Genomic DNA, 15,364 nt, shown 5'->3' with positions numbered 1-15,364 from the left:
GTGGGCGACGTGTGGTCACCTGCCGGGGGATGTCGGAGCCGGACGGGCTCAGAAGGTCTCCGAGGGCACGTACGCCCCCCAGACGTCACGCAGCGCGTTGCACACCTCGCCGACCGTGGCGCGCAGCCGCAGCGCCTCCTTCATCGGATAGAGCACGTTCTCCGAGTCTCCGGCCGCGGCGGCGGCCAGCGCGGCCAGCGCCGCGTCCACCGCCTCCTGATCCCGCTCGGCTCGCAGCCGCGCCAGCCGCTCCGCCTGCTGCGCCTCGATGGCCGGGTCCACCCGCAGCGGCTCGTACGGCTCCTCCTCGTCGAGCTGGAACCGGTTGACGCCGACCACGATCCGCTCGCCGGACTCCGTCTCCTGCGCCACGCGGTACGCGCTGCGCTCGATCTCGGACTTCTGGAAGCCCTGCTCGATCGCGTTGACGGCCCCGCCGCGGTCCTCGACCTGCCGCATCAGCTCGACGACGGCCGTCTCCATGTCGTCGGTCATCGTCTCGATCACGTACGACCCGGCGAACGGGTCGACGGTGGCCGTCACGTCCGTCTCGTACGCGAGGACCTGCTGCGTGCGCAGCGCCAGCCGGGCCGACTTGTCGGTCGGCAGCGCGATGGCCTCGTCGTAGGAGTTGGTGTGCAGCGACTGGGTGCCGCCGAACACCGCGCCGAGGGCCTGGACGGCGACGCGCACCAGGTTGACCTCGGGCTGCTGCGCGGTGAGCTGCACGCCCGCGGTCTGGGTGTGGAAGCGCAGCATGAGCGACTTGGGGTTCTTCGCGCCGAACTCGTCGCGCATCACCCGCGCCCAGATCCGCCGGGCCGCGCGGAACTTGGCGATCTCCTCCAGCAGAGTGGTCCTGGCGACGAAGAAGAACGACAGCCGGGGCCCGAAGTCGTCCACGTCCATCCCGGCGGCCACCGCGGTGCGCACATACTCGATGCCGTCCGCCAGCGTGAACGCGATCTCCTGCGCGGGCGTCGCGCCCGCCTCGGCCATGTGGTAGCCGGAGATGGAGATGGTGTTCCACTTGGGCAGCTCGGCCTTGCAGTACTTGAAGATGTCCGCGATCAGCCGCAGCGACGGCTTGGGCGGGAAGATGTACGTGCCCCGGGCGATGTACTCCTTCAGCACGTCGTTCTGGATGGTCCCGGTGAGCTGGTCCGCGCCGACGCCCTGCTCCTCGGCGACGAGCTGGTACAGCAGCAGGAGCAGCGCGGCGGGCGCGTTGATCGTCATCGACGTGGACACCTTGCCCAGCGGGATGCCGTCGAAGAGCACCCGCATGTCGTCCACGGAGTCGATCGCCACGCCGACCTTGCCGACCTCGCCGGACGAGATCGGCGCGTCCGAGTCGTGCCCCATCTGGGTGGGCAGGTCGAACGCGACGGACAGGCCCATCGTCCCGTTGGCGATCAGCTGCTTGTACCGGGCGTTGGACTCCACGGCCGTGCCGAAGCCCGCGTACTGCCGCATCGTCCACGGCCGGCCCGTGTACATGGACGGGTACACGCCCCGGGTGTACGGATACTCGCCGGGCTGACCCAGCTTCTCCCGGGGGTCCCAGCCCTTGAGCGCTTCGGGACCGTACACCGGCTCGATGGGCTTTCCGGATTCGGACTCTCGCGTCATGTGGTCAGCCTCCCGCGTCTTCGCGCCCCTGCCGCAACGGACTGTAGCGAGGAGCATCCTCCCGGTGGGAGGGGGCGTGGCTGGGAGAAGCGTCACAACCCGGCGAGCGGGCGGAGACGGTGAAGGGTGCGCGGGCGGGGCTAGGGGGAAAGCCGCCCCGCCCGCGCCTGGGGTTCCCTGAGGTACGGGGGGGACCTCGGGAATACCCCGCGGCCGATGACCAGTCGGCCTGCTTCTTACTGCGCCGTAGCCTCGATTTCCGTTACAGCTTCCGTCACAGCCGTCCGTCGTCCCAGAGCTCGACCAGCTCGGCCAGCCGGCGCAGTCCCCGGTGGTTCGCGGTGCGCACCGCGCCGGGGCGGCAGCCGAGGACCGTGGCGGCCCGTTTGGCGTCCAGACCGAACATCGTCCGCAGCACCACGGCCTCCGCCTGCTCCTGCGGCAGCTTCGCGACCAGCGCGAACGCCTGCGAGGTGGACAGCGCGGCTAAGGCCTCCTCCGCGGTGTCGGCCGAGGACGCGAGGTCGGTCAGCCCGGCCTCCTCGGTGCCGCACTCCTGGGGGCGCCGACCGCGCGCCCGCAGGTAGTCCAGCGCCCGGTTCCGCGCGATCCTCGCCGTCCAGCCACGGAAGCGGTCGGCGTCACCACTGAATCTCCCCAGATCCCGCGATATGTGCAGCCACGCCTCGGCCGTGACATCCTCGGCGTCGGGCTCGGCGACGATGGTGCGCACATATCCGAGCAGCCGTGGGTGGACGGCCCTGAACACCGTCCGGAACGCGGTCTCGTCCCCTTCCTGAGCCGCGAGCACCGCCGCGGTCAGGTCGATGTCTGCCCCCTGCACTCCCGGCCCCCCTTTGCGGCTGGCACCGCATTCTCCCAAGGCTGGTGACTGTGAGTCTCTAGCGTCTGAACGCTACGCTTTCTGGACGGCTGAGTCCATGGCGCATCCGGACGTATCCGCTCGGTAACAGAAACCTGTTCCATGGCGCTGAAGAGGATGCGGACGGCAGCTCCGTCAAGCTCCCGTCCGGCGGCAGCCGGGGTCTCTCCTGTGGGGGGTGGCGGCCCCGGCTGTTCATGCTTCGCCGCCGGTCGGCCAGATCAGGGCACCTGGCCGACCGGACCCGGGCGGCCCGCGCCGACCGCCGGGCGGTCCGGTCCGGGTCAGTCCCCGGTCCCCGCCACCTCGTCGGCGAGGGCCGTGAACTCCTCCCAGCCCAGCTCGGGGTCGCCCGGGTCCCAGAGCTTTTGCGCCACCGCGCGCAGCGGCATGCGGATGCCTTCGGCCACCTCGGCCGGAGTCTGCGCGTCGGCGATGTCGCACCACACGGCCAGCCGCCCGCCGGGGATCCGCCCGGCACCGGCGTACTCGTCCGGCACCGGCGCGGAGCCGCGCAGCACGTCGGGCGTCCACTCCCGGTAGATCCGCTCGCCGGTCGGGTAGGCGAAACCGTTGGCCTCGCCCAGGACGTAGTAGAGGTACTCGGAGTTGAGATTGACGACCTGGTACCCGGCGTCCAGGTACTCCACGGGCTCCCTGGCGCCGTACTCGCGGCCCGTCCAGTACGTGACCTGCCGGTCTCGGTCCGGAGCGACGGTCCCGCCCCGGTGCATGCCGTCGTTCCACACCTGCGGCGTCCGGCCGAGCTCCCGGGTGGTCTCCGCGCGGTCGTTGAGCCAGCCGGTGGCCAGGTCCCGGACGGTGGCCTCCGGTCCGTACCGGTCGCGCGCCGCCTCGGCCAGCCCGGGATAGGTGGCCTCCGGGTCCGAGCTGAACAGCGCCACGTACTCGTCGCCGCCCAGGTGCCACAGGCGGCTGGGGAAGAGGTCGTCGTACTCGCGCAGCAGGTCGTCGATCAGCTCGCCGGCCGCCGGGTCCGCGATGTCGATGGCGCCCTCCGCCACGCTGCCGTCGGCGCGCGTCAGCCGCAGCTCGGGGTGGGCGTCGAGCACGGCGCCCAGATGGCCGGGCGAGTCGAACTCCGGGATGACCTCGATGTGCAGCGACGCGGCCAGGTCCACGATGCCGCGCATCTCGTCCTTGGTCAGGTGCGGGTCGGAGACGATCTCGGGGTGGCTGTCGCTCTCCACGCGGAACGCCTGGTCGTCGCTGAGGTGGAGCTGGAGCTGGTTGAGCTTGAGGTCGCCCATCTCGCGCAGCCGGTCCTCGATCCAGTCGGCCGGGAAGTGCTTGCGAGCGATGTCCAGCGACAGGCCGCGCTGCGGCCGGTCAGGGCGGTCCTCGACGGTGCCCTGCGGAAGGCCGCCGCGTCCGTCGACCGCCTGCGCCAGGGTCCGGGTGCCGTAGAAAACGCCCGCGTCGGTCCGCGCGGTGATGGTGACCCGCTGATCGTCGGTGACCAGGGTGTAGCCCTCGTCCCCGGTGTCCGCGTCCGGGTTCAGGGCCAGCTCGACGTCCCCGGCGCGGGCGGCCCCGGCGGCCCGGCCGGCGCCGAGCTCGCCGGCCAGCCGGTCGGCCTCGTCGTCCAGCGGCCCGTCGGGGTCGGCGACCACGCGCGTGGCGTCGGCCGGCGCCCAGCCGGGGCCGGGCTCGGCGTCGAAGGAGCGGACGGCGGGAATGGTGGCCGGCTCCCCGGTGGGGCCGGTGGGCAACGGGGAGGGCGTGGGGCTCGGGCCGGCCCGGGGCGTGGAGGCCGCCGACGACCGGCCGACCGCGCCGGCGCGATCCGTCCCGGCCTCCCCGTCCGCCCAGCGGACGGCGGCGACCACCGCGGCCGTGGCGAACACGAGCACAGCCGCGGCCAGTGCGAGTATTCGCCAGGGCACACGTCGCATACCTCGACGGTAACCGCTGGCCCTGGCACGGCAAGCCCGGGCAAACGGATGACGCGGGTGCCTGATTGCTCACACCCCGGCCCCCCCCGGCTGAAGTAGGTGTACCCCGTCGATACCATGTGCGCGGCCGGTGGACCGTACCCGGCCGGGCCAGACCGACATCCGTCAGAAGCGAGGAGCTGCCGGCCGGCCCTCCTGAAACGCTTGTGAAGGGTTCTTCCGTGCCGGCAGGAACGTTGTACCGCGGCCGGGAAGGCATGTGGTCATGGGTGGCGCACCGCGTCACCGGTGTCACCGTTTTCTTCTTCCTGTTCGTCCATGTGCTGGACACCGCGCTGGTCCGTGTCTCGCCCGAGGCATACGACGACACGATCGCGGTCTACAAGACACCCATCGTCGCCGTGATGGAGTACGGCCTCGTCGCCGCCGTCCTCTTCCACGCCCTCAACGGGCTCCGGGTGATCACCGTCGACTTCTGGGCCAAGGGCGCCCGATACCAGCGGCAGATGCTGTGGACCGTGGTCGGCCTGTGGGCCCTGACCATGGCCGGGGCGGCGTATCCGGTGCTCGGGCACGCCCTCCGTGAGCTGTTCGGGAGCTGATGATCATGGCCATCGAAACCACCGACCCCGCCGACGCGACCTACGGGCCCGACCACCCCGCGCCGGTCATCGAACCGCCCCGCGCCCGCACCGGCAGGTCCCCGCGCACCACCCGCACGAACTTCGAGCTGTACGGCTGGGTGTTCATGCGGGTGTCCGGCATCCTGCTCGTGGTGCTGGTGATCACCCACCTGCTGATCCAGCTCGTGCTGGACGGCGGCGTCAGCAAGGTCAGCTTCGCCTTCGTCGCGGGCCGCTGGGCCTCGCCGTTCTGGCAGGCGTGGGACCTGATCATGCTGTGGCTCGCCATGCTGCACGGCGGCAACGGCCTGCGGACGATCATCAACGACTACGCGGAGCGCGACACCACGCGCTTCTGGCTGAAGATGCTCCTGTACACGGCCACGGTCTTCACCGTGCTGCTGGGCACCCTGGTGATCTTCACCTTCGACCCGAACATCAGCTAGCGCAGCGGGGCAGACGAGCCAATGCAGATCCACAAGTACGACACCGTGATCGTCGGCGCCGGCGGCGCCGGGATGCGCGCGGCCATCGAGGCGACCAAGCGCAGCCGCACCGCCGTGCTGACCAAGCTGTACCCGACCCGCTCCCACACGGGCGCCGCCCAGGGCGGCATGGCCGCGGCCCTCGCCAACGTCGAGGATGACAACTGGGAGTGGCACACCTTCGACACCATCAAGGGCGGCGACTACCTGGTGGACCAGGACGCCGCCGAGATCCTGGCGAAGGAGGCCATCGACTCCGTCCTCGACCTGGAGAAGATGGGCCTGCCGTTCAACCGCACCCCCGAGGGCCGGATCGACCAGCGCCGCTTCGGCGGGCACAGCCGCAACCACGGCGAGGCGCCCGTGCGCCGCTCCTGTTACGCGGCCGACCGGACCGGGCACATGATCCTCCAGACGCTGTACCAGAACTGCGTCAAGGAGGGCGTGGAGTTCTACAACGAGTTCTACGTCCTGGACCTGCTGCTCAGCGAGACCGGCGGGGTCAAGCGGACCGCCGGCGTGGTGGCGTACGAGCTGGCCACCGGCGAGCTGCACGTCTTCCAGGCCAAGGCCGTGGTCTTCGCCTCCGGCGGCAACGGCAAGTTCTACAAGGTGACCTCCAACGCCCACACCCTGACCGGCGACGGCCAGGCGGCGGCGTTCCGGCGCGGACTGCCGCTGGAGGACATGGAGTTCTTCCAGTTCCACCCGACCGGCATCTGGAAGATGGGCATCCTGCTCACCGAGGGCGCGCGCGGCGAGGGCGGCATCCTGCGGAACAAGGACGGCGAGCGCTTCATGGAGAAGTACGCGCCGGTCATGAAGGACCTCGCCTCCCGCGACGTCGTCTCCCGCTCGATCTACACCGAGATCCGCGAGGGACGCGGCTGCGGCCCCGACGGCGACCACGTCTACCTCGACCTCACCCACCTGCCGCCGGAGCAACTCGACGCGAAGCTGCCGGACATCACCGAGTTCGCCCGCACCTACTTGGGCATCGAGCCGTACACCGACCCGATCCCGATCCAGCCGACCGCGCACTACGCGATGGGCGGCATCCCCACCACCGTGCGCGGCGAGGTGCTGGCCGACAACACGACCGTGGTGCCCGGCCTCTACGCGGCCGGCGAGGTCGCCTGCGTCTCCGTGCACGGCGCCAACCGGCTCGGCACCAACTCGCTGCTGGACATCAACGTCTTCGGCCGCCGGGCCGGCATCGCCGCCGCCGAGTACGCCGCCACCGCCGACTACGTCGAACTGCCGCCGGAGCCCGAGAAGTTCGTGGCCACCGAGGTGGAGCGGATGCGGGACGCCACGGGCGAGGAGCGCGTCCCGGTGCTCCGGAAGGCGCTCCAGGAGACGATGGACAAGAACGCCATGGTCTTCCGCACCGAGCAGACCCTCAAGGAGGCCCTGGCGGACATCGCGGAGCTGCGCGCCCGCTACCGCGACGTGTCGGTCCAGGACAAGGGCAGGCGGTTCAACACCGACCTGCTGGAGGCTCTCGAACTGGGCAACCTGCTGGAGTTGGCCGAGGTGCTCGTCGTCTCCGCCCTGGCCCGCAACGAATCGCGCGGCGGTCACTACCGCGAGGACCACCCGAACCGCGACGACGTCAACTTCATGCGGCACACCATGGCCTACCGCGAGGTGGACGCCGACGGCAACGAGTCGATCCGGCTGGACTACAAGCCCGTCGTCCAGACCCGCTACCAGCCGATGGAGCGTAAGTACTGATGGCTACCCCGACGTTGGAGAAGACCGACCGCCCGGCCCCGGACCCGAGCGAGCACCTGGTCACGGTCACCTTCCGGATCCGCCGGTTCAACCCGGAAGAGGCCGCCGAGGCGTTCTGGCAGGACTTCGAGATCAGGATCGACCCGAAGGAGCGCGTCCTGGACGCGCTGCACCAGATCAAGTGGGAGCTGGACGGCTCGCTGACGTTCCGCCGCTCGTGCGCCCACGGCATCTGCGGCTCGGACGCGATGCGGATCAACGGCAAGAACCGGCTGGCGTGCAAGACCCTGATCAAGGACATCGCCAGCCTGAAGAACGGCGTGAGCACCAAGCCGATCTCCGTCGAGCCGATAAAGGGTCTGACCGTCCTGAAGGACCTGGTCGTGGACATGGACCCGTTCTTCCAGGCGTACCGGGACGTGATGCCGTTCCTGATCACCAAGGGCAACGAGCCCACCCGCGAGCGGCGTCAGTCCGCGGCGGACCGGGAGCGTTTCGACGACACCACCAAGTGCATCCTGTGCGCGGCGTGCACCTCGTCGTGCCCGGTGTTCTGGAGCGACGGGCAGTACTTCGGCCCGGCGGCGATCGTCAACGCCCACCGCTTCATCTTCGACTCCCGCGACGAGGGCGCCGAGCAGCGGCTGGAGATCCTCAACGACCGTGACGGCGTGTGGCGTTGTCGCACGGTGTTCAACTGCACGGACGCCTGCCCGCGCGGCATCGAGGTGACGAAGGCGATCCAGGAGGTCAAGCAGGCCCTGATCACCCGTCGTTTCTGACCCGCGACACCGGCGCCACGAAACCCCGGCCGCCCGCGCGCCCGCGCGCGGGCGGCATCCAGCGGGCGGCATCCAGCGGCGCGGCGCCGACCAGGCGTTTTCCGCCTATAGGATTTTCCCTACCGAGATGTGAAACTGCTGGCATGAGCACTCTTGTCGCGCGCCTGCACGAGGGGCTGCCGGTCCAGGCGGTCCTGACCGATCCCGATGTCACGGCCTCCTACGCGCACGACATGGCCGGCTTCTGCCCGGCCGGCGCCCCCGCCGCCGTGGTACTGCCGCGCACCGCGGAGCAGGTGCGGCACGTGATGCGGACGGCGAGCGAGCTGCGGGTGCCGGTGGTGCCGCAGGGCGCGCGGACCGGGCTGTCGGGGGCGGCCAACGCCGTGGACGGCTGTGTCGTCCTCTCCCTCGTCCGCATGAACCGGATCATCGAGATCGACCCGGTGAACCGGATCGCGGTGGTCGAGCCCGGCGTCGTCAACGCCGACCTCTCCAAGGCGGTGGCCGCGCACGGCCTGGCCTATCCCCCGGACCCGTCGAGCTGGGAGCAGTGCACCATCGGCGGGAACATCGGCACCGGCTCCGGCGGGCTGTGCTGCGTCAAGTACGGCGTGACCGCCGAGTATGTGCTGGGGCTGGACGTGGTGCTGGCCGACGGGCGGCTGTTGTCGACCGGACGCCGCACCGCCAAGGGGGTGGCCGGCTACGACCTCACCCGCCTCTTCGTCGGCTCCGAGGGCACGCTCGGCGTCGTCGTCCGGGCGGTGCTCGCGCTGAGGCCCGCGCCACCGCCCAGCCTGGCGCTGGCCGCCGAGTTCCCGTCCACGGCGGCGGCCGGCGACGCCGTGTGCCGGATCATGGCCGCGGGGCACACCCCCTCGCTGCTGGAGCTGATGGACGCCACCACCGTCAAGGCCGTCAACACCATGACCAGGATGGGCCTGCCGGAGTCGACGCGGGCGCTGCTGCTGGCCGCGTTCGACACCGCCGACCCCGCCGCCGACCTGGCCGCGGTGGCCGCGGTGTGCCGTGCGGCCGGGGCCACCGGGGTGGTCCCGGCCGACGACGCGGCCGAGTCGGAGCTGCTGCTGGCCGCCCGGCGCGCCGCGCTCCCCGCGCTGGAGGGGGTGAAGGGCACGACGATGATCGACGACGTCTGCGTGCCGCGCGACCGGCTGGCCGACCTGCTGGAAGGCGTCGCGCGGATCGCCGAACGGCACGGCCTGACCATCGGCGTGTGCGCGCACGCGGGCGACGGGAACACCCACCCCACCGTGTGCTTCGACGCCTCCGACGCGGACGAGTCGCGGCGCGCCCGGGAGTCGTTCGACGAGATCATGGCGCTCGGACTGGAGCTGGGCGGCACCATCACCGGTGAGCACGGCGTCGGGCTGCTCAAGCGGGAGTGGCTCGCCCGCGAACTCGGCCCGGTCGGCCTGGAGCTCCAGCGCTCGCTGCGGCGGGTCTTCGACCCGCTGGGCATCCTCAACCCCGGCAAGGTGTTCTGAGGCCCGGCCGCCCGCGGGCTCAGTCGACGGACCCCGTGCACAGTTCGTCCAGCAGCCGCCGCCGGAACTCGGCGGGCTCGCGGTCGATCTCGGGCAGCAGCACCGCGCGCCAGTCGTCCGCCAGCCGGTCCAGGGCCTGGCCGATGGCCCGGTACAGCACCCGCCGGGTCACCAGCAGCGGCACGGCCGCCACCGGGCGGGCCAGCCCCCGGCCGCGCAGCGTGATGACCACGTCGAGCCGCCACGTGCCGTCGGCCGCGTCCACGCGGGGCACGGCCGTCACCCCGGCGCGCAGTATCGGGTGGCGGATGTCCAGGGTCAGCGGGGGAGCGCCCGGGGCCGCGCCGCCGGGCTTCCCGCCCACCGCGTCCCACCAGCGGGCCAGGTCGAGTCCGCCGTGCAGCGTGAACCAGCGCAACCGCCTGCGCCGCCCGTCCGGGCGGGTCAGCGCCCCGTCCACGGTCAGCTCGACGTGCTCCGGCCGTTCCGCGCTGCGCAGCCGGACCACGGAGGAGACGACGGCGCCGGAGGTCTCGCCGCCCTCGGGCACCGTGTACGGGGGCTCGGTGATGTCGAAGCGGACGCCGGTCTCCCGCCGCCGGTCCCAGGTCAGGAGTTCCGCCGCGGCGAGGTACGTGCCGCTGGCCGTGAATCCGTACCGGGCGCCCGGCCGCAGATGCTCGCCGTCGGTGAGCGTCACCTCGACGACCGGCCGGCCGTCCCCGGCGATCAGCGTGCCGTCGCCGTCCGCCCTCACGCTCTCCGCGATGTCGTGGACCACGCCGACGGCGCTGTCGACGCGGCGGCGGCCGATGGGTTCGAGAACGATCGTGTGCCGTAGTCGTGCCATACTCCCGCATCCTGCCGTACCGGTCAGATGCGGCGCAGCTCCCACAGGCGCCACACGCCGCTGTGGGTCGACAGATGCTGGATGCCGGTGATGTCCGACCGGCTGATGGTGATCTGCTTGGCCTGCCAGATCGGGATGATCGGCGCTTCGTCGGCGGCGTGTTCGTGAATGGTCCGGAAGTCCTCGGCGGCGCGGCCCCGGTCGGACTCGGTCTGGGTCCGGGCGATCAGCTCGTCGATGGTGTCACTGTGGTAGCCGGTGTTGAGGCCGTCGCCGGGGCCGAGGAGCGCGGCGGTGAACGTGGCCGGATCGGGGAAGTCCGGGCTCCAGCCGACGAGGTAGGCGTCGTACGGGTGCGTCCCGTACACGGTGGGGATGAACTGGCTCCAGTCGTAGTACTGGATCTGGACCTCGAAGAGGCCGTCGGCCTCCAGCTGCCGCTCCATGAGGTCGGCTTCCTCGTTGCTGGCGACGCCGCGCGAGTAGGCGAGGTGGAAGGCGACCGGCACCTCCAGGCCCGCGCTCTCCAGCGCGTCGCGCAGTTCGTCGGGGTCGCGGTCGCGGTACCGGTCGTAGTACGGGGTGCCGTGCCCGGTGAAGCCCACGGGGATCAGGGAGTAGAGGGGCTCGACGGTGTCCTGCTGCACATGGCGGCTGATCGCCTCGCGGTCCAGGAGGGAGGCGGCCACCTCGCGGGCGGTCTCATCCGCCATGGGCGCGCCCTCGCGGGTGTTGAAGGCCAGCACCCGGATGGAGCCGTCGGTGGACTCGGAGAAGCGGAAGTCCGGGTCGCTGATGTTGATCTCGGCCATCATCTGGGGCGGCATCTTGCCGTCGTTGACGTCGAGCTCCCCGGCCTCCCACGCCTCGGCCAGCAGCCGCTCGGCCGGGGTGCCGTCCTCCGCCTGTCTGAAGTACCGGACGGTGACCGGGAATTCGGGGACCTCGGCGGCGCCCCGGTAGGCGGGGTTGGGCTCCAGCTCGGCGAGAACGCCCTCCTGGTAGCCGACGAGCAGATACGGTCCCGAGCCGACGACCCGTCCGTCCGTGCGCGGCTCCAGCTCCTCGTAGCTGTCCTGGTCGACGATGGCCCCGGCGCTGCCCGCGACGATGAAGGGGAAGGTCGCGTCCGGCTGGTTCAGCTCGAAGACGATGTCCCGGCCGTCGATCCGCACCGCCTCCAGGGAGGCCAGCAGGGCGGCCGGACCCGCGTAGACGAACTTGTCCTCCTCCGGGATGCTGTCGTCGCCGGCCTCCCGCTCGGCGCGCGCGGCCATGGCGAGGACGCGGTCGTAGGAGAACTTGACGTCCTCGGGAGTGACCGGGTCGCCGTCACTGAACGTGAGGTCGTCGCGGAGCCGGCAGCGGAAGACCGTGAGCTCGTTGTCGGTGAACCCGCAGCTCTCGGCCGCGTCGGGAACGGGCTTCTCCTGCCCGGGCGTGAAGGTCAGCAGCGACTGGTAGAGGTTGCTCATCAGCGACCAGGCGCCGGCGTCATAGGCACCGCCTGGATCGACCATGGTGGGCGTCGCGGTGCTGCCGACCACGATCGGCTCCTTGTCACCGCCGTCCGGCCGGAAGACCATCCAGCCGCCGATCGCGCCGACCACCACCGCCACGGCCAGTCCGATGCCTATGGCCCCTCTGGCCCGGATTCGTCGCACTCCCCGCGCCCCTTCTCCCATGCTGTGTCGCGGGCCAGCCAACCACAGGGCCATATCCCACGCATTACACAGGGGGCAACGGACCGGCCACAACGCGCGGGGTGATCAGTCCACTACCGCGCCGGGAACATCCATCCGGAATTCCACTTCGACGGGGCGGCCGTCCAGTCTCACCAGGATGCTCTGAGTGCCGAGCTGCGGGGAGAACGCGGCCAGCAGATAGTCACCGTGGCCCGGCGCGATCACCGTGAAGCCGCCGTCGTCGGCACTGCGCGTCTTCATCAGATTCCGGCCGCCCTCGGCGCCCGTGAGCGTCACCACGGCCCGCGGCAACGCGACTCCCAGCGAGTCACGCACCTGGCCCCGGATGATGAGGGCTTCCGCCCCGGACTCGTCCGTCATCCCCGCACTCCTCCGTCACCGCGGTCCGTGTTCCCGTCACGCTGCCAGTTTGTTCTCCAGCCGTTATCTAGGACACCAGCTTGGCCCGAATAGTTGACCCGGAAGAGAGCCCGGGTCAAAAACCGGACAGCGAGGCGTTCATATGCCTGTCACGTGGATCACGCCTGCGCCGACGCGAGTTCGATGATCGTGATGTCGGGGTCGGCGCCCACGCGCACCGGCGGCCCCCAGGCACCGGCGCCCCGGGTGACGTAGAGCTGGGTGTCGCCGTAGCGTTCGAGACCGGCCAGGGTGGGGTTGGAAAGGTCCGCCAGGTAGGTGAACGGCCAGAGCTGGCCGCCGTGGGTATGGCCGGAAAGCTGGAGGTCGACGCCGTAGTCCACGGCGTCGTGGATCTGCACGGGCTGGTGCGCCATGAGGACGGTGGCCCGCCGCCGGTCGCGGTCGCCGAGCGCCGCCTCGAAGTCGGGCCCGCCGAAGTCGCTGCCCTCGCCGTCGGCGTCGTTGACCCCGGCGAGGTCGAAGTACGGCAGCTCGTCCCGGGCGTTGACCAGGGGCGTCAGGCCCAGCTCCCGGACGTGGTCCACCCAGGCTCGGGTGTCGAGGTAGTACTCGTGGTTGCCCGTGACGAAGTAGGCCCCGTCCCTGGCCCGCAGCCCGGCCAGCGGCGCGGCGGCGGACCGCAGGTCGTCCACCTCGGCGTCGACGAGGTCGCCGACGACGGTGACGAGGTCGGGCTGGGCGCGGTTGATGTGGTCCACCACGTTCTGGCAGTGGGCGCGGCCCAAGATGGGCCCGAGGTGGATGTCGCTGACGACGGCGATGCGGTAGCCGTGCGCGGCGCGCGGCAGCTTGGCGAGGGTGATCCCGACCCGCTTGGTGGTCAGCCGCCGCGCGGCGTACGACCCGTACCCCACGACCCCGGCCGCGACCACCCCGGCCCCGACGGCGATCCCTCGCGAGACAAGCAGCCGGCGGCTGAGCGCGTCCGCCTCGCGCGCGGCGTCCCCGGCCCCGGCCCCGGGCGGGGCCGTGATCTCCGGCTCCTCGTCCGGCACCGCCGCACCGCCCCCGGCGCCGGCCCCGGAGACACCCGCCGCCGCACCGACCGCCACGGGCTCCGTGCTCCGCGCCGCTTCGGCGTCCGGGACGGTGGCGGTGGCGGTGGCGGGCACGGGCGTCCGCGTGCGGCGGAGCAGCGCCCAGCGCAGGAGCTCGGCCGGGACCAGGAGCAGCATCAGGTACAGCAGCATGGCCAGCCAGTAGTTGCCCGGCCAGGCCAGCGCCTGGAGCACCCCGAACGGGATGCCGATCTCGCGGCCCGTCGTGGCGAGCATCGACAGCAGCGGCAGCACCACGACCGCCGCCGTGCCTATCCGGCGGTACCAGCCGCCGGGGGCCGAGACGTCGCGCACGAGGCGCCGCCACAGATACCAGTGCGTTCCCGTGAGCAAAAGTGAGAAGACGACGGCCGCGCCGATAAGCATGAAGTTCCCCTCTGTGCTGTCAGTCGTCCCCCACCGCAAGTATCCGGGATGCCCGTCCCCCATTTGACCCGGGTCCTCACCGGTTTGGTCCGCTCCGCTGGTGGGCGCTCCGGGGGGCAACGGTAAGTTCACCGTGTGCCGTTCAATCGCTCGTCCTTTCTTCGGATGTCCGTTCGCGCGCTCGCTCTCGCGATAATCCCCCTCGCCCCCACGTTGCTCACGCCCGCCGCCGCGGCCGACGACCCGCCGCGGATGTCGACCGTCGGCGGTGAACTGCTGGGCAGACCCGGGACCCAGGTCCACTCCGGTGGCCGGGTGCCGGAGCTGCCCGAGGACCTGACCGCGAAGTCCTGGATCGTCGCCGACGCCGAGAGCGGCGAGGTGCTCGCGGCGCGCAACGCCCACAAGCCCCTGCCGCCCGCGAGCACCCTCAAGATGCTGTTCGCCGACACGGTGATCCCGAAGTTCGACCGCGAGGACCTGTACCGGGCGCGTCCGGAGCACTTCGCCGAGATGGGCCCCGGCAGCAGCGCGGTCGGCATCGCGGACTACCAGACGTACACCGTCGAGGACCTGTGGCGCGGCGTCTTCCTCGCCTCGGGCAACGACGCGGTGTACGCCCTCACCGCCATGAACGGCGGCAAGGAGGACACGGTCGCCGAAATGAACGAGCGCGCCGAGGAGTTGCGGGCCGGCGACACCCACGTGGTGAACCCGGACGGCTACGACGCGCGCGGTCAGACGTCCTCGGCCTACGACCTGACCCTCTTCGCCAGGTCCGGCATGCAGAACCCGGACTTCCGCGAGTACGCCGCCACGCCCCACGCCGAGTTCCCCGGCGCCGGGGAGGGCGAGGACCGCGAGTCCTACGCGATCCAGAACACCAACCGGCTTCTGGTCGGCGCCCCCGGCCTGGAGCCCTACGAGGGCATCGCCGGCGTCAAGAACGGCTACACCTCCACCGCCGGCCACACCTTCACCGGCGTGGCCGAACGGGCCGGCCGCGTGCTGCTGGTCACCGTCATGCACCCCGACGAGGACGACAGCCTCGCCGTCTACCGGGAGGCCGCCGACCTGCTGGACTGGGGCTTCGAGGCGGCCGGGACGGTGGAGCCCGTCGGCGAGCTGGTGCCGCCGCTCGACGAGCTGCCCGAGGTCGCGGAGACCACCGAGGACGGCGGCAAGAACGCCGACGACGAGGCCGCGCTCAACGGCGCGGCCGGGCCGTCGGACGGCGGCGGCTCCGCCAGCGGCGTCGTCGTGCTCGGCGTCACGGCCTCAGGTGCGGCACTGCTGGCGGCCGGGGCGTATGTGTTCCATCGTCGGCATCCGCTTCCGATTCGGCCTCTTCCACGTCCAGCGCGTCGACGCGGGAGCGCTCCTCCGGGGTGA

The 15,364-nt window shown here is 71.4% G+C and carries 12 protein-coding genes and 1 pseudogene; 6 read left to right on the top strand and 7 right to left on the bottom strand.

What is annotated here, in order from left to right; genetic code table 11:
• Positions 1-48: 48 nt before the first annotated feature.
• The 3 genes and pseudogenes from OIE51_RS17695 to OIE51_RS17685 all read right to left on the bottom strand — a co-directional run bounded on the left by OIE51_RS17695 (position 49) and on the right by OIE51_RS17685 (position 4,431).
• Positions 49-1,632, bottom strand: coding sequence for an acyl-CoA mutase large subunit family protein (locus OIE51_RS17695; RefSeq protein WP_326598685.1), 1,584 nt, complete (start codon positions 1,630-1,632; stop codon positions 49-51).
• Between the two features lie 301 nt (positions 1,633-1,933).
• Positions 1,934-2,476, bottom strand: a pseudogene (locus OIE51_RS17690) (RNA polymerase sigma factor); the annotation flags it as partial.
• A 323-nt stretch (positions 2,477-2,799) separates the two neighbouring features.
• Positions 2,800-4,431: a beta-N-acetylhexosaminidase gene (locus tag OIE51_RS17685; protein ID WP_326598684.1), complete on the bottom strand. Its 1,632-nt coding sequence runs from the start codon at positions 4,429-4,431 to the stop codon at positions 2,800-2,802.
• A 221-nt stretch (positions 4,432-4,652) separates the two neighbouring features.
• Between OIE51_RS17685 and sdhC the strand changes: the two genes are divergently transcribed.
• The 5 genes from sdhC to OIE51_RS17660 all read left to right on the top strand — a co-directional run bounded on the left by sdhC (position 4,653) and on the right by OIE51_RS17660 (position 9,569).
• Positions 4,653-5,033, top strand: coding sequence for a succinate dehydrogenase, cytochrome b556 subunit (gene sdhC, locus OIE51_RS17680; protein WP_326598683.1), 381 nt, complete (start codon positions 4,653-4,655; stop codon positions 5,031-5,033).
• Between the two features lie 5 nt (positions 5,034-5,038).
• Entirely contained in the window at positions 5,039-5,500 is a 462-nt protein-coding gene (locus OIE51_RS17675) for a succinate dehydrogenase hydrophobic membrane anchor subunit (RefSeq protein ID WP_326598682.1), read from the top strand.
• Between the two features lie 21 nt (positions 5,501-5,521).
• Positions 5,522-7,276, top strand: a complete 1,755-nt coding sequence (gene sdhA / locus OIE51_RS17670) for a succinate dehydrogenase flavoprotein subunit (protein ID WP_326598681.1) — start codon at positions 5,522-5,524, stop codon at positions 7,274-7,276.
• Positions 7,276-8,058, top strand: a complete 783-nt coding sequence (locus tag OIE51_RS17665) for a succinate dehydrogenase iron-sulfur subunit (RefSeq protein ID WP_326598680.1) — start codon at positions 7,276-7,278, stop codon at positions 8,056-8,058. The genes sdhA and OIE51_RS17665 overlap by 1 nt, the downstream gene beginning before the upstream one ends.
• A gap of 143 nt (positions 8,059-8,201) precedes the next feature.
• Positions 8,202-9,569 carry an FAD-binding oxidoreductase gene (locus OIE51_RS17660; protein WP_326598679.1) on the top strand — a complete coding sequence of 456 codons (1,368 nt, stop codon included), beginning with the start codon at positions 8,202-8,204 and terminating at the stop codon, positions 9,567-9,569.
• Between the two features lie 19 nt (positions 9,570-9,588).
• Here OIE51_RS17660 and OIE51_RS17655 read toward each other — a convergent pair whose 3' ends face one another.
• From OIE51_RS17655 to OIE51_RS17640, 4 genes are all read right to left on the bottom strand, one after another.
• Positions 9,589-10,419: a hypothetical protein gene (locus tag OIE51_RS17655; RefSeq protein WP_326598678.1), complete on the bottom strand. Its 831-nt coding sequence runs from the start codon at positions 10,417-10,419 to the stop codon at positions 9,589-9,591.
• 23 nt (positions 10,420-10,442) lie between these two features.
• A complete protein-coding gene (locus OIE51_RS17650) occupies positions 10,443-12,083 on the bottom strand; it encodes an ABC transporter substrate-binding protein (protein ID WP_326598677.1) in 1,641 nt (546 codons plus the stop codon).
• Positions 12,084-12,188: 105 nt separating this feature from the next.
• The gene (locus OIE51_RS17645; protein ID WP_326598676.1) at positions 12,189-12,485 is read right to left on the bottom strand and encodes a carboxypeptidase-like regulatory domain-containing protein; all 297 of its coding nucleotides are present in this window, start codon (positions 12,483-12,485) and stop codon (positions 12,189-12,191) included.
• Positions 12,486-12,643: 158 nt separating this feature from the next.
• A complete protein-coding gene (locus OIE51_RS17640; RefSeq protein WP_326598675.1) occupies positions 12,644-13,972 on the bottom strand; it encodes a metallophosphoesterase in 1,329 nt (442 codons plus the stop codon).
• Positions 13,973-14,137: 165 nt separating this feature from the next.
• Between OIE51_RS17640 and OIE51_RS17635 the strand changes: the two genes are divergently transcribed.
• Entirely contained in the window at positions 14,138-15,364 is a 1,227-nt protein-coding gene (locus OIE51_RS17635; RefSeq protein WP_326598674.1) for a D-alanyl-D-alanine carboxypeptidase family protein, read from the top strand.

Origin of the sequence: Streptomyces sp. NBC_01803, assembly GCF_035917415.1 — a bacterium.
Classification (GTDB): domain Bacteria; phylum Actinomycetota; class Actinomycetes; order Streptomycetales; family Streptomycetaceae; genus Streptomyces.
This window is presented reverse-complemented; position numbering and strand designations above follow the sequence as displayed.

Coding starts and splice junctions, on each gene's coding strand:
- OIE51_RS17695 (WP_326598685.1), bottom strand. CDS start 1,632: ATGACGCGAGAGTCCGAATCCGGAAAGCCCATCGAGCCGGTGTACGGT.
- OIE51_RS17685 (WP_326598684.1), bottom strand. CDS start 4,431: ATGCGACGTGTGCCCTGGCGAATACTCGCACTGGCCGCGGCTGTGCTC.
- OIE51_RS17675 (WP_326598682.1), top strand. CDS start 5,039: ATGGCCATCGAAACCACCGACCCCGCCGACGCGACCTACGGGCCCGAC.
- sdhA (WP_326598681.1), top strand. CDS start 5,522: ATGCAGATCCACAAGTACGACACCGTGATCGTCGGCGCCGGCGGCGCC.
- OIE51_RS17665 (WP_326598680.1), top strand. CDS start 7,276: ATGGCTACCCCGACGTTGGAGAAGACCGACCGCCCGGCCCCGGACCCG.
- OIE51_RS17660 (WP_326598679.1), top strand. CDS start 8,202: ATGAGCACTCTTGTCGCGCGCCTGCACGAGGGGCTGCCGGTCCAGGCG.
- OIE51_RS17655 (WP_326598678.1), bottom strand. CDS start 10,419: ATGGCACGACTACGGCACACGATCGTTCTCGAACCCATCGGCCGCCGC.
- OIE51_RS17645 (WP_326598676.1), bottom strand. CDS start 12,485: ATGACGGACGAGTCCGGGGCGGAAGCCCTCATCATCCGGGGCCAGGTG.
- OIE51_RS17640 (WP_326598675.1), bottom strand. CDS start 13,972: ATGCTTATCGGCGCGGCCGTCGTCTTCTCACTTTTGCTCACGGGAACG.
- OIE51_RS17635 (WP_326598674.1), top strand. CDS start 14,138: ATGTCCGTTCGCGCGCTCGCTCTCGCGATAATCCCCCTCGCCCCCACG.